Annotated in this window: 15 protein-coding genes and 1 pseudogene; 13 read left to right on the forward strand and 3 right to left on the reverse strand. The window is 64.3% G+C overall.

Features of this window, described 5'->3' with window-relative positions:
- From WBF82_RS12655 to WBF82_RS12685, 7 genes are all read left to right on the forward strand, one after another.
- Positions 1–725, forward strand: a 725-nt coding sequence (locus tag WBF82_RS12655) for an NHL repeat-containing protein (protein WP_424383366.1), incomplete at its 5' end; no start/stop codon positions are given.
- A 117-nt stretch (positions 726–842) separates the two neighbouring features.
- Positions 843–1,433 (forward strand): TetR family transcriptional regulator, encoded by a 591-nt coding sequence (locus WBF82_RS12660; RefSeq protein WP_424383367.1) that lies wholly within the window; start codon positions 843–845, stop codon positions 1,431–1,433.
- Positions 1,434–1,455: 22 nt separating this feature from the next.
- Entirely contained in the window at positions 1,456–2,442 is a 987-nt protein-coding gene (locus WBF82_RS12665; RefSeq protein WP_424383368.1) for an ABC transporter substrate-binding protein, read from the forward strand.
- Positions 2,443–2,552: 110 nt separating this feature from the next.
- Positions 2,553–3,197, forward strand: coding sequence for a 5-oxoprolinase subunit B family protein (locus WBF82_RS12670; protein WP_424383369.1), 645 nt, complete (start codon positions 2,553–2,555; stop codon positions 3,195–3,197).
- Between the two features lie 34 nt (positions 3,198–3,231).
- Positions 3,232–4,146: a 5-oxoprolinase/urea amidolyase family protein gene (locus WBF82_RS12675; protein ID WP_424383370.1), complete on the forward strand. Its 915-nt coding sequence runs from the start codon at positions 3,232–3,234 to the stop codon at positions 4,144–4,146.
- Between the two features lie 21 nt (positions 4,147–4,167).
- Positions 4,168–4,713, forward strand: a complete 546-nt coding sequence (locus WBF82_RS12680; protein WP_424383371.1) for a GNAT family N-acetyltransferase — start codon at positions 4,168–4,170, stop codon at positions 4,711–4,713.
- A gap of 228 nt (positions 4,714–4,941) precedes the next feature.
- Positions 4,942–5,382, forward strand: a complete 441-nt coding sequence (locus WBF82_RS12685; RefSeq protein ID WP_424383372.1) for an Hsp20 family protein — start codon at positions 4,942–4,944, stop codon at positions 5,380–5,382.
- 70 nt (positions 5,383–5,452) lie between these two features.
- On the opposite strand, the gene WBF82_RS12690 is transcribed toward WBF82_RS12685, so the two are convergent.
- Positions 5,453–6,214: an isocitrate lyase/PEP mutase family protein gene (locus WBF82_RS12690; RefSeq protein WP_424383373.1), complete on the reverse strand. Its 762-nt coding sequence runs from the start codon at positions 6,212–6,214 to the stop codon at positions 5,453–5,455.
- Between the two features lie 112 nt (positions 6,215–6,326).
- On the opposite strand from WBF82_RS12690, the gene WBF82_RS12695 reads away from it, so the two are divergent.
- The 5 genes from WBF82_RS12695 to WBF82_RS12715 all read left to right on the forward strand — a co-directional run bounded on the left by WBF82_RS12695 (position 6,327) and on the right by WBF82_RS12715 (position 10,501).
- On the forward strand, positions 6,327–6,623 hold the full coding sequence (locus WBF82_RS12695) for a hypothetical protein (protein ID WP_424383374.1): 297 nt from the start codon (positions 6,327–6,329) through the stop codon (positions 6,621–6,623).
- 76 nt (positions 6,624–6,699) lie between these two features.
- Positions 6,700–7,527: a hypothetical protein gene (locus tag WBF82_RS12700; RefSeq protein ID WP_424383375.1), complete on the forward strand. Its 828-nt coding sequence runs from the start codon at positions 6,700–6,702 to the stop codon at positions 7,525–7,527.
- Between the two features lie 38 nt (positions 7,528–7,565).
- Complete coding sequence (locus tag WBF82_RS12705) at positions 7,566–9,482, forward strand: fumarate reductase/succinate dehydrogenase flavoprotein subunit (protein WP_424383376.1); 1,917 nt, start codon at positions 7,566–7,568, stop codon at positions 9,480–9,482.
- On the forward strand, positions 9,482–10,228 hold the full coding sequence (locus WBF82_RS12710) for a succinate dehydrogenase/fumarate reductase iron-sulfur subunit (RefSeq protein WP_424383377.1): 747 nt from the start codon (positions 9,482–9,484) through the stop codon (positions 10,226–10,228). The genes WBF82_RS12705 and WBF82_RS12710 overlap by 1 nt, the downstream gene beginning before the upstream one ends.
- Before the next feature lie 111 nt (positions 10,229–10,339).
- On the forward strand, positions 10,340–10,501 hold the full coding sequence (locus tag WBF82_RS12715; protein WP_424383378.1) for a hypothetical protein: 162 nt from the start codon (positions 10,340–10,342) through the stop codon (positions 10,499–10,501).
- On the opposite strand, the gene WBF82_RS12720 is transcribed toward WBF82_RS12715, so the two are convergent.
- Together WBF82_RS12720 and WBF82_RS12725 are read right to left on the reverse strand one after the other, a co-directional pair.
- Positions 10,502–10,990 carry a flavin reductase family protein gene (locus WBF82_RS12720; protein WP_424383379.1) on the reverse strand — a complete coding sequence of 163 codons (489 nt, stop codon included), beginning with the start codon at positions 10,988–10,990 and terminating at the stop codon, positions 10,502–10,504.
- A gap of 58 nt (positions 10,991–11,048) precedes the next feature.
- Positions 11,049–11,496: pseudogene (locus tag WBF82_RS12725) on the reverse strand (2-oxoglutarate and iron-dependent oxygenase domain-containing protein); the annotation flags it as partial.
- A 228-nt stretch (positions 11,497–11,724) separates the two neighbouring features.
- On the opposite strand from WBF82_RS12725, the gene WBF82_RS12730 reads away from it, so the two are divergent.
- Positions 11,725–13,050 (forward strand): acyl-CoA dehydrogenase family protein (locus WBF82_RS12730; RefSeq protein WP_424383380.1); only part of this gene is annotated, 1,326 nt, incomplete at its 3' end.

The following is a 13,050-nucleotide window of genomic DNA, read 5'->3' on the forward strand; positions in this document are numbered from 1 at the left end:
GCGGGGTGGCCGTGGACAGCTCCGGCGCCGTCTACGTCGCCGATGAGGCCATGCGTGGCCAGGTGGTGAAGTTGGCACCCGGGTCTAGTACCCCGACGGTGCTGCCGTTCAGCGGCCTGTACCAGCCCCAGGGGGTCGCGGTGGACAAAGCCGGAGCGGTGTATGTCACCGATTTCAACAACAGGGTCGTGACGTTGGCGGCCGGGTCGAACAACCAGACCGTGCTGCCGTTCACCGGCCTCAACTACCCCGAGGGCATAACGACGGACAGCGCCGGCAGCGTGTATGTGGCCGACCGGGGTAACAACAGGGTGGTCAAATTGGAGGCCGGGTCGAACAACCAGACTGTGCTGCCATTCAATGGTCTGAACAATCCCGACGGCGTGGCGGTGGACGGTCCGGGCAACGTGTATGTCGCCGACACCGATAACAACCGGGTGGTGAAGTTAGAGGCGGGGTCCAACAACCAGACCGTGCTGCCGTTCACGGGTCTCACCGTGCCCTGGGGCGTGGCGGTCGACGGTGCGGGCACGGTCTACGTCAGCGAACACGACAACAATCAGGTGCTGAAGTTGACTTCCGGTTCCAACGCCCCGACCCCGCTGGCGCTGACCGAACTCAACACGCCCTTGCAGCTGGCCATCGACGGACCCGGAAACGTCTACGTCGCCGACCGCGGCAACGACAGGGTGATCAAGCTTCGTGTTGCCGGATGCGGCACCTAACTCCGCACACGCCCTGTGCATGGATGCTCGGTACAGTCAGCTCAGCGCCAAATCGGTTGATTTCCAAATCGATTCCTTTTCAGCGGTTGGGTGACCAGTGGTGAAGGTTCACGGTTGATGAACAGCTTTGCCGAAGACCAAACTCCCGGTCTGCGGGAACGCAAAAAAATCAAGACCCGCCGGACCATCAGGCAGGCGGCGTTTCGGCTGATCGAAGAGTACGGTTACGCCGCCACCACCGTCGAGCAGATCGCGGAGGCCGCCGAGGTATCGCCGAGCACGTTTTTCCGATATTTCCCGACCAAGGAATCCGTGTTGCTCGCCGATGACATGGACCCGGTGATCCTGACCGCCCTGGTCGAGCAGCCGCCCGAGTTGTCGCCTATTCAGGCGGTACGGCGCGCCTACCAGGCCGTCATCGCCACCTTGTCGGACGACCAACGGGAATTCGAGGACACCCGGCAACGGCTGATGTTCTCGATACCCGAACTCAAAGCGGCCATGTACGACGAGTACTACCGCACCATCACCACGTTCGCCGAGGCAGTCGGCCGCCGAATCGGCCGCGACGCAAGCGATTTCGAGCTACGGGTATTCGCCGGAGCCCTCACCGGCGCGATGATGGCCGTCTACGAGCCCGGTCCGGCCGCCAGCGACACCGTGTCCCGCGCGCTGGACTTCGTCGACGCCGGTATGCCGTTGACCTGAGCGAGCGCTGTAGGCTCACGCGATGCTAGAGCAATGGAGTCGGCGCGGGTTTTTGCACGCCGGCGCCACCGTGGGCTTGCTCGTGGTCGCGGCTCCGCCGGCCTGCTCGTCGGACAAACCGGCGCCCGCCGGCGGTGGCGCCGGGGGATCGGTGACCATCAAGCACGTCTTCGGTGAGACGACCGTCCCCTCGCCGCCCAAGCGGGTGGTGAGCGCCGGTTTCACCGGGCAGGACGACCTGCTGGCGCTGGGCGTGGTGCCGGTCGCGGTCACCAACTGGTTCGGCGACCAGCCGTTCGGTGTGTGGCCGTGGGCCCGACCCAAACTCGGTAACGCCAAACCCGTTGTTTTGAACTTGGACAACGGAATTCAGGTGCAGCAGATCGCCGGTCTGAAACCCGACTTGATAGTCGCGACCGATGCCGGAGTCGATCAGGACACCTACCAGAAGCTGTCCGCGATCGCCCCGACGCTTGCGCAGTCCGACGGTTACGCGTTCTTCGAGCCGTGGAAGGACCAGGCGACGGCGATCGGTCAGGCGGTTTTTCAGCGTGACCAGATGAAGTCACTGATCAATGGTGTCGACCAGAGTTTCGCCGCTGCCGCAGATAAGTATCCGCAGTTCAAAAACAAGACTGTGCTGCTGCTGGAGGGCAAGCTGCACCAAGACAACGTGGTCGCGACAACCGGTTGGCCCACCGAGTTTTTGACCCAAATGGGTCTGGCCGTTGCGAACAACATCGCCACGTTCGCCGTGGATGAGCAGCGCGCGTTCATTCCGCGGGACAAGATCAAGCCGGTTCTCGATGCCGTCGACCTACTGATCTGGACGACTGAGACCGACGGCGATCAAGCGGAGTTGCTGGCCAATCCTGACGTCGCCGCACTCCGTGCGCGAAGCGTGTTCACCACTAAGGACCAGGCCGGCGCGATCGCGTTCGCGTCGCCGCTGAGCTACCCGCTGGTGGCCGATCAGTTGCCGCCGCTGATCGGCAATATCCTGCATTAGGACGAGCGGTCTAACCCGATTGCCCGTACCGCATGAGCATTGGCTAAGGCAGTTCTGGCAGTGCTCGAAAATCTGGTTTTGAGTCCCGGCCAACGGGTTACTGTCGAGTAATGAGCGTGGCGATGGATCTGAGCGTGGTTGACACGGTTCTGGACTATGGCGATCAGGCGCTGCTGTTGCAGTTCGACAACACCGCCGAGGTATTGGCTTGGACGGCTGCCCTGCGCGAGGCCGCGCTGCCCGGTGTGCTCGACATCGTCCCGGCCTCGCGCACGGTGCTCTTGAAGCTCGACGGCCGTCGCCGCCAGAGCGCAGTCCGCCGTCGGCTGCGCACGTTGCAGGTGGCCTCCGAGATGGAATCGACCGCCTCGCCGGAGCAGCCGATGACGATCGACGTCGTCTACGACGGCGCCGATCTTTCCGAAGTGGCCGACCGTACGGGGTTAACCACAGCACAAGTCATCAACGCGCACACCGCTACTCCCTGGCAAGTCGGATTCGGCGGATTCGCACCGGGTTTCGCGTATCTGGTCGGCGGTGACCCGCGGCTAGCCGTGCCCCGGCGGGCGGAGCCGCGATCATCCGTTCCGGCCGGTGCGCTGGGCCTGGCCGGCGAATTCACCGGAATTTACCCGCGCCGGTCCCCCGGCGGATGGCAGCTGATCGGCCGCACCGATGCGGTCATGTGGGACATCGACCGTCCGAATCCGGCGCTGCTTACGCCGGGCATGTGGGTCCAGTTCCGAGCCGCGTAGCGGCAGGCGGGCGACGGGAGAAGGGAGAGCGTCGATGACGACCCTGGAGATCTTGCGTACCGGCCCGCTGGCCCTAATCCAGGACCTCGGACGCGTGGGCCTTGCTCATATCGGCGTCACCCGATCGGGGGCCGCCGACCGACGCTCCCACACGCTGGCCAACCGGCTGGTTGCCAACCCCGACGACCGCGCCACGATCGAGGTGACCTTCGGCGGCTTCTCGGCTCGAGTCCGCGGCGGCGACGTCGACATCGCAGTCACCGGCGCCGACACCGACCCGCGCGTCGACGGAATCCCGTTCGGCAGCAACAGTATTCAGCACGTCCACGACGGCGAGGTGATCTCGCTCGGCATCCCTCACGCCGGACTGCGAAGCTATCTGGCGGTGCGTGGCGGTGTCGACGTGACACCGGTGCTGGGTTCCCGCAGCTACGACGTGATGTCGGCAATCGGCCCGTTGCCGCTACAACCCGGTGACGTCCTGCCGGTCGGCGAACACACCACCGAGTATCCCGAACTCGACCAGGCTCCCGTGGCCCCGATCTCCGAGCATCTGGTGGAGCTGCTGGTGGTGCCGGGGCCGCGAGACGACTGGCTCGACGATCCGGACGCCCTCGTGCACACCATCTGGATGGCCTCCGATCGCAGCGACCGAGTGGGGATGCGGCTGGAGGGTCGCCCACTGCAGTACCGCGCGCCCGATCGGGTCTTGCCCAGCGAGGGAGCCACCCGCGGTGCGATCCAGGTGCCGCCCAACGGCTTACCGGTGATCCTTGGTCCCGATCACCCCGTTACCGGCGGCTACCCGGTGGTCGGTGTGATCGCGGACGAAGACATCAACAAGGTCGCCCAGATACGTCCCGGGCAGTACGTGCGGCTGCATTGGTCGCGTCCCAGGGGTGCGCGGGCCGCTAGTTCCGGCGCCTCAGCTCCGATGGCGGTCGGCTAGCCCACCTGGTAAACCAGCAGTGTGCACACCCAGGTACACACCGCTCGCCTGCTTCACACCGCCGACCTCGAAGGCGAGGCCCGCCAGCGCGCCTACGAGATGGTCAGCGGGGCATTCACGGGTGAATTCACCGACACCGACTGGGACCACGCGCTCGGCGGGATGCACGCCCTGATCTGGCATCGCGGTGCGATCATCGCGCACGGAGCGGTCGTCCAACGCCGCCTGCTCTACCGCGGTGCCGCGTTGCGCTGTGGATACGTCGAAGCCGTTGCCGTGCGGGAAGACTGGCGCGGTCAAGGTTTGGCGATCGCGATACTCGATGCCTGCGAGCAAGTGATCCGCGGCAGCTATCAGCTGGGCGCGCTCAGCTCCTCAGATCGGGGCAGGCGGCTCTACACGTTGCGGGGTTGGCTGCCGTGGCGCGGGCCGACGTCGGTGCTGGCGCCCGCCGGGGCCACGCGGACTCCCGACGACGACGGCTCGGTGTTCGTGCTGCCGGTCGGGATCAGCCTGGACCCCACCGCAGAGTTGGCCTGCGATTGGCGCGACGGCGACGTCTGGTAACGATCACCGGCGTGCTTCCGTCACGAAAAGCGTTGGGTGACAGGGCTATTGTCGCGGACAGTCGTGAAGCGCGGCTACCGGCTGACGTTCGATGACAGCTTCGACGCGGCCTGATCAGGCGCCGTTCGCTGAAGGCGAACAACCAGGTGGAACTTAAGCGTGGTCGACTCATGTTTGTACGGGTAGGCCGGCAAAGCGTCGGCAACCACCAAGCACGAGGAGATACGAATGAGCAACCTGACCTTGTGGTCACGACCCGCCTGGGACGTCGACCGCTGGATGCGCGATTTCTTTGGCCCGGCCCCTGTGACCGACTGGCTCAAGCCGGTCGCCGATGGCTTCAGCCCCGCCGCCGAGATCGTCAAGGACGGCGAGGACGCGGTAGTGCGCCTGGAGCTGCCCGGCGTCGACGTCGACAAGGACGTCAACGTTGAGGTTGATCACGGCCGCCTCGTCATCCACGGCGAGCGCCGCGACGAGCACAACGAAGAGAAGGACGGCCGCATGTTGCGCGAGGTCCGCTACGGCTCGTTCCGCCGGTCGTTCCGGCTGCCTGCACACGTCACCGGGGACGCCATCGCGGCGTCCTACGACGCCGGCGTGCTGACTGTGCGGGTCACCGGTGCTTACGCCGGGACTGCGCCGCAGCGCATCGAGATCACTAGGTAGCTCGCGGAGTTCGCGCACTCGAATCCGGTGGGGCCCAGCGGCTCCACCGGATTCGACGCATCGTCGACGGCTAACCCCAACGGGCCAGAATTTCCTTGGCCCTGGTTCCCAACGCAGCCTGCAGGAACGGCCCGAAGCTGATCCGCCCCACGCCCAGCGGACCGAAGGAAGCGGGATCGTCCTGATCGGGTAGGGCGATCGCATTGACCGGAAGTGGCAACTCAGAAGCCAAGCGCCGCAACGTCTCCGGGTCATGGCGGCCGACCGGATAGAGGACATCGGCACCGGCGACGGCAGCCTTCTGCAATCGCGCCACCGCCCGCTCAACCCGGTCCGACTCGTCACCGTCCTGGCGCAGGAAAAGATCTGTCCGGGCGTTGACCACCAGATGGACCTTCGCCTCGTCGGCGGCCGCACGCAGCGCAGCAACGAGGTCGGCGTGTTCGTCGGCCGAACGCAGTCGCTTGCCCTCGCTGTGCACGGTGTCTTCAATGTTCAGCCCGACTGCGCCCGCGCCGAGTAGCCCCTCGACCAGCCGCGAAGCCGGCAGCCCGTAACCGGATTCGACGTCCACCGACACCGGGACGTCGACCGCGGCGGTGATCTGGCCGACCCGGCTCAGCAGGTCATCGAACGACATGCCCTCGTTATCGGGTTTGCCGATCGAGTCGGCGACGGGGTGACTGCCGACTGTCAGTGCGGCGAACCCGGCATCGCCGGCCAGTCGCGCCGACCACGCGTCCCACACCGTCGGCAGAATCACCGGATTGCCCGGCTGATGCAGCGCCAATAGCGCCACAGCTCGATCGGCCAATGCGCTAGATGCCGGCATGGCTGGCTGCCTCCCAGTTGCGGGCGTGATCTGGCTCACGCCGTCGCCGTGTGCTGGATATTATCGGGTGCCGTACTGTGATCTATGACACCTTCACTTCCAGGGAGATCCGTTGTCCAGCACTAATGAACTCGCCGAACTGCACGAGCTCATCGGTGGCCTGCGGCGGTGCGTGACGTCGTTGCGGTCGCGGTATCGCGACACTCCGGCAATGCGCCGGGTGGTCAACGACGTTCAGCGAATCCTCAACGACGTTGAGCTGCTCGACATCGACGCCGGTGAGCTGGATCTGGCCCGGCACACCCTGGATCAACCGGCAGAGAAAATCGCGATCCCCGACACCCAATACGACGCCGAATTCTGGCGTGATGTCGACGACGAAGGTGTCGGCGGACACAGTCGTTCTTGATCTAACCCCCCGCGGGACTGCGCGCTGTTCGCTGTGGGTACTCTCCGACGAGGCCACGCGAAGAGGATCACAATAGATGAGCGCACCCACTGCGAACCGTTCTGCGTCCGGTGTCTTTTCACCCGCGCGCGCCCACATCCAGCAACGGACGCTACGCACCGACCGGTGGTGGATGTCGCCGCTGCGGATCGACCTGGGTTTCGCCGCATTTGTCATCTACGCGACCGCGCGCGCATTTCAGCGGAATTACTACTTCGTCCCGCAATACCACTACCTGACGCCGTTCTACTCACCATGTCTCAGTAACGCTTGCGGCGGGGCTAGCGACTTCTGGCCGCAGATCCTGCCGAATGTATGGTGGCTGCCGTTCGCGGCGTTGACGCTGCCGTTCCTGCTGTTATTCCGGCTGACCTGCTACTACTACCGCGGCGCCTACTACCGCACGGTGTGGCAGTCGCCCACCGCATGCGGGGTAGCCGAGCCCCGCGTGCACTACAGCGGCGAAACCAAGTTCCCGCTGATAGTTCAGAACACCCACCGGTATTTCTTCTACGCCGCAGGCATCATCTCGGTGATCAACACCTACGACGCGATCATCGCGTTCCATTCCGATCACGGACCCGGTGGATTCGGCTTCGGCCTGGGCAACGTCATCATGGTTGGCAATGTCATCATGCTCTGGATCTACACGCTGTCCTGCCATTCGTGCCGGCACATCACCGGCGGGCGACTCAAGCATTTCTCCAAACACCCTGTGCGGTACTGGGTTTGGACGCAAGTTAGCAAAATCAACACCCGCCACAAGCAGTACGCGTGGATCACCCTCGGCACGCTGATGCTCACCGATTTCTACATCGCGCTAGTGGCCAGCGGCACCATTCCCGACCTGAGATTTGTTGGCTGAGAAGCCTTTTCACGGATCAGATAGATGAGCGAGGTTTCATGACTGAGGTCGAACGGCACTCCTACGACGTTGTCGTGATCGGTGCCGGCGGCGCAGGTTTGCGCGCGGTCATCGAGGCGCGGGAACGCGGCCTCAAGGTTGCGGTGGTGTGTAAGTCGCTGTTCGGAAAGGCCCACACGGTGATGGCCGAGGGCGGCTGCGCGGCCGCGATGGGCAACACGAACCCGAAGGACAACTGGAAGACCCACTTTGGCGACACGATGCGCGGTGGGAAGTTCCTCAACAACTGGCGGATGGCCGAACTTCACGCCAAAGAGGCACCCGATCGGGTTTGGGAACTGGAGACCTACGGCGCGCTGTTCGACCGCCTCAAAGACGGCAAAATCAGTCAGCGCAATTTCGGCGGGCACACCTACCCGCGGCTGGCGCACGTCGGTGACCGCACCGGCCTGGAGCTGATCCGAACCATGCAGCAGAAGATCGTCTCGCTGCAGCAGGAGGATTACGCCGAGCTGGGCGACTACGAGGCCAGGATCCGGGTCTTCGCGGAATGCACGATCACCGAGCTCATCAAAGACGGCGACGCGATCTCCGGAGCATTCGGCTACTGGCGCGAAAGCGGCCGCTTTGTCTTGTTCGAGGCGCCGGCGGTGGTCATGGCGACCGGCGGAATCGGCAAGTCCTTCAAGGTCACCTCGAACTCCTGGGAGTACACCGGCGATGGCCACGCGTTGGCGCTGCGCGCCGGCGCGACGCTGATCAACATGGAATTCGTCCAGTTTCACCCGACCGGCATGGTGTGGCCACCGAGCGTGAAAGGCATCCTGGTCACCGAGGGTGTTCGCGGCGATGGCGGAGTGCTCAAGAACTCCGAGAACAAGCGGTTCATGTTCGACTACATCCCACCGGTGTTCAAAGGCCAATACGCCGAGACCGAGCAAGAGGCCGACCAGTGGCTCAAGGACAACGACTCGGCCCGGCGGACACCGGACCTGTTGCCCCGCGACGAGGTCGCACGCGCGATCAACTCCGAGGTCAAGGCCGACCGCGGCAGCCCGCACGGCGGGGTCTACCTCGACATCGCGTCGCGACTGACCCCCGACGAGATCAAGCGCCGCCTGCCGTCGATGTACCACCAGTTCATGGAGCTGGCCGGAGTCGACATCACAAGGGAGCCCATGGAAGTCGGGCCCACCTGCCACTACGTGATGGGCGGCATCGAGGTGGACGCCGATACCGGCGCTGCCACCGTCCCTGGGTTGTTCGCCGCCGGTGAATGCTCCGGCGGTATGCACGGTTCCAACCGTCTTGGCGGCAACTCGCTGTCCGACCTGCTGGTGTTCGGTCGTCGAGCCGGCCTGGGCGCCGCCGACTACGTGCGGGCCCTGAGCAGCCGCCCGAAAGTGTCCGACGAGGACATCGACGCCGCAGCCGAACGGGCGCTGGCTCCCTTCGAGACACCGACGAACGGCGCCGCCGCGGAGAACCCCTACACGCTGCAGCTGGAGCTGCAGCAGTCGATGAATGATCTGGTGGGCATCATCCGCAAGGCGGAGGAAATCACCGAGGCCCTCGGTCGGCTCGACCAGCTTCGCGCGCGGTTCAAGAACATCCACGTCGAGGGACACCGCCAGTACAACCCCGGCTGGAATCTGGCCATCGACTTGCGGAACCTGCTTCTGGTCAGCGAATGCGTCGCCAAGGCGGCCTTGGAGCGCACCGAAAGCCGGGGCGGCCATACCCGCGACGACCATCCATCGATGGAGGCGTCGTGGCGGAAGGTACTGCTGGCCTGCAGCGCCGCAGGCGGCGACGAAGTCATTCCCGACATCTCGGTGACGCGCAAAGACCAGGTGCCGATGCGGCCCGACCTGCTCGAGGGTTTCGAGATCTCCGAGTTGGAGAAGTACTACACCGACGAAGAGCTGGCCGACCACCCAGGACGGAGAGGCTGATGACCTACAACGCAACCATGCGGGTATGGCGTGGCGACGCGTCCGGAGGTGGATTGCAGGACTTCACCGTCGAGGTCAATGAGGGCGAGGTGGTGCTCGACATCATCCACCGCCTGCAGCAGACCCAGACACCAGACTTGGCGGTGCGGTGGAACTGCAAAGCGGGTAAATGCGGCTCGTGCTCGGCTGAGGTCAACGGCAAGCCCAAGTTGATGTGCATGACGCGGATGTCGACCTTCGCCGAAGACGAAGTGGTCACCGTGACGCCGATCCGGACGTTCCCGGTGATCCGCGACCTGGTCACCGACGTGTCATTCAACTACGAGAAGGCCAGGGAAATCCCGTCATTCGCGCCGCCGAAGGACCTACAGCCTGGTGAGTACCGGATGGCACAGAAGGACGTGGAACGTTCTCAGGAGTTCCGCAAATGTATCGAATGCTTCTTGTGCCAGAACGTCTGCCACGTGATTCGTGATCACGACGACAACAAAGAGGCGTTCGCCGGCCCGCGCTATCTGATGCGGATCGCGGAGCTGGAGATGCACCCGTTGGACACCCTCGACCGACGCAACCAGGCGCAGGACGAGCATGGCCTCGGGTATTGCAATATCACCAAGTGCTGCACGGAAGTCTGCCCCGAAAACATCAAGATCACCGACAACGCACTGATTCCGATGAAGGAACGCGTCGCCGACCGGAAATACGATCCGGTTGTGTGGCTGGGCAACAAGTTGTTCCGTCGCTGACGAGCAGCTGGTGTTAAGCCGCCGCTGATCCGGGTACCCGACCTGAAGCCCGAGGCGAGCGGGGCTGCGTAGGGTTTGAGCCCCGCCGCAAGACACGAAAGGCGGTTGGGCATGACGATCAAACAACCCGCCAGCGGCAACGACATTCGAACGGCAATCCGCGAACTCTCGCTGCGCGCTGACGTCGCACACAAAGAGGGACGCGAGCAGGACGCCGCGGAACTCGAGCATCGCGTCCAGGCTTACCGCGACGAGCTGAGCAGGCGCCCGTAGCTAGGCGCCCAGTCGACGAAAAATGCTGCGGTGAAACACAATCGGCGCGACGTCCGCGTCGATTTGAATATCGCTGACCCGCAATACCACGATGGTGTGATCTCCCGCGGGAATGAGTTGCTCGATCGCGCTTTCCAACCAAACACTGGTGCCCTTGATGAAAACCGCACCACTGCTGTTGGATACGGTCTCCAAACCGGCGAACCGGTCGCCGGTCTTAGCGGCGAGTGCGCGTGCGGCTTCGTCATGAGCTTCGCCCAAGACGCTAATGCCCAGCGCACGCAGGTTTTTCAACTTCGGCCAGGTCGTCGAGGTGTTCTGCACGCAGAACGACACCAGTGGTGGATCCAATGACACCGGCACAAAAGTGCTGGCGGCCAGCCCTTCTCGGACTCCGTCAATTTCGGCCGCGATAGCGATCACGCCAGACGGGAAATGGCCGAAGGCCTCGCGTAGTGACGACGGCGTCAGCTTCTCAGGTGTATTCACCGGGCTTCATTCGCATCGACGGATTTTTGCATTACTGACCCTACTCGCCCGGCGAGTAGCCGTGCGGGGCGGCGACGTAGCGCACGATCTTGAGCAGCGTCGCCGGTGTCGCGGCGAAGGCGTCCTGGAAAACGTCCGCCGGACTGCCCCGGGCCGCCGCAAAATGGCCCAACAACGTGCGGGCCCCCGCGGCAAGCGCCGCGTCCCACTCGGCGATGATCCCCCCGCGCAACTCGGGCAACCCTGCCGGCCACTGGTTGGGGCCCTGCAGCCACAGATAGCCAGTCCACCTGGCCGCCGGTCAGCTTGCCACCCAACCGCGTGTAGCCACGGAATGCGGACTTCCCACCATCGCGATGGCGTCCTTCTCCTCTTGTGGGAGCGCAAACAACCGGCGCGCCGCCGCCAGCACCCGGCTGGCCAGAAGAATCCCACCTCGTGGGCCGCCTCGCGAAGGCGCGTCTCCGCAGTTGGCCAGAAGGGTGGCTCAGGTCTACTTCGGGCAGGGAGGTGACCGTCGACACAGTTGTCACCTACCCGTCATCGCCGCAGGTGAGGCACTACGCCGTGGTCCCGATCAGCACGAAGCCAACCGGTTGGTTAATTAGCCAGTGAAATTTAGCTCACACTCGGTTGCAATCGAGTTACTCATGGGTATAGCTTTACGGTGTTACTGGTGGGTAACTTAGCCTTAGTACCCAACCACAAGTGGCGTTCTCATCGAGGAGGAACCAGTGAGCCACTACAAGAGCAACGTCCGCGACCAGGTATTCAACCTGTTTGAGGTATTCGGCGTTGACAAGTCGTTCGGCGAAGGCGCGTACAGCGATCTGGACGTCGACACCGCCCGCGAGATGTTGACGGAGATGAGCCGGCTGGCCGAGGGCCCGGTCGCGGACTCATTCGTCGAGGGAGACCGCAATCCCCCGGTCTTCGACCCCGAAACGCACTCCGTGACGCTGCCCGACAGCTTCAAAGAGTCGGTCCGCGCGGTCATCGACGCCGGTTGGGACAAGGTCGGCCTCGACGAGGCGCTGGGCGGCATGCCGATGCCCAAGGTGCTGCTGTGGGCGCTGCACGAGCACCTGCTCGGCGCCAACCCCGCGGTGTGGATGTACGCCGGCGGCGCCGGATTCGCCCAGATCTTCTACAACCTGGCCACCGAAGAGCAGAAGAAGTGGGCGATCCTTGCCGCCGAGCGCGGGTGGGGCTCGACCATGGTGCTCACCGAGCCGGACGCCGGCTCGGATGTCGGCGCCGGCCGGACCAAGGCCGTCCAGCAAGACGACGGTTCGTGGCACATCGACGGGGTGAAGCGGTTCATCACCTCCGGCGACTCCGATGACATGTTCGAGAACATTTTCCACTTGGTGCTGGCCCGCCCCGAGGGCGCCGGACCGGGCACCAAGGGCCTGTCGCTGTTCTTCGTGCCCAAGTTCCTGTTCGACTTCGAGACGGGTGAACTCGGCGAGCGCAACGGCGTCTTCGTCACCAACGTCGAACACAAGATGGGCCTGAAGGTGTCCGCGACCTGTGAACTGACCTTCGGTCAGCACGGCGTTCCGGCCAAGGGCTGGCTGGTCGGCGAGGTGCACAACGGTATTGCGCAGATGTTCGAGGTCATCGAGAACGCCCGCATGCTGGTCGGCACCAAGGCCATCGCCACGCTGTCCACCGGCTACCTCAACGCCCTGGCCTATGCCAAGGAGCGTGTGCAGGGCGCCGACCTGACCCAGATGACCGACAAGACCGCGCCGCGGGTCACCATCACCCACCACCCGGACGTGCGTCGGTCCCTGATGACCCAGAAGGCCTACGCCGAGGGTCTGCGTGCGCTGTACACCTACACCTCGACCTTCCAGGACGCGGCGGTAGCCAAGGCGGTGCACGGTGTGGACGCCGACTTGGCGGTCAAGGTCAACGACTTGATGCTGCCGGTGGTCAAGGGGGTGGGCTCCGAGCAGGCCTACGCCAAGCTCACCGAGAGCCTGCAGACCTTCGGCGGGTCCGGCTTCTTGCAGGACTACCCGATCGAGCAGTACATCCGCGACGCCAAGATC

Source organism: Mycobacterium sp., assembly GCF_049673265.1.
Lineage (GTDB): Bacteria > Actinomycetota > Actinomycetes > Mycobacteriales > Mycobacteriaceae > Mycobacterium.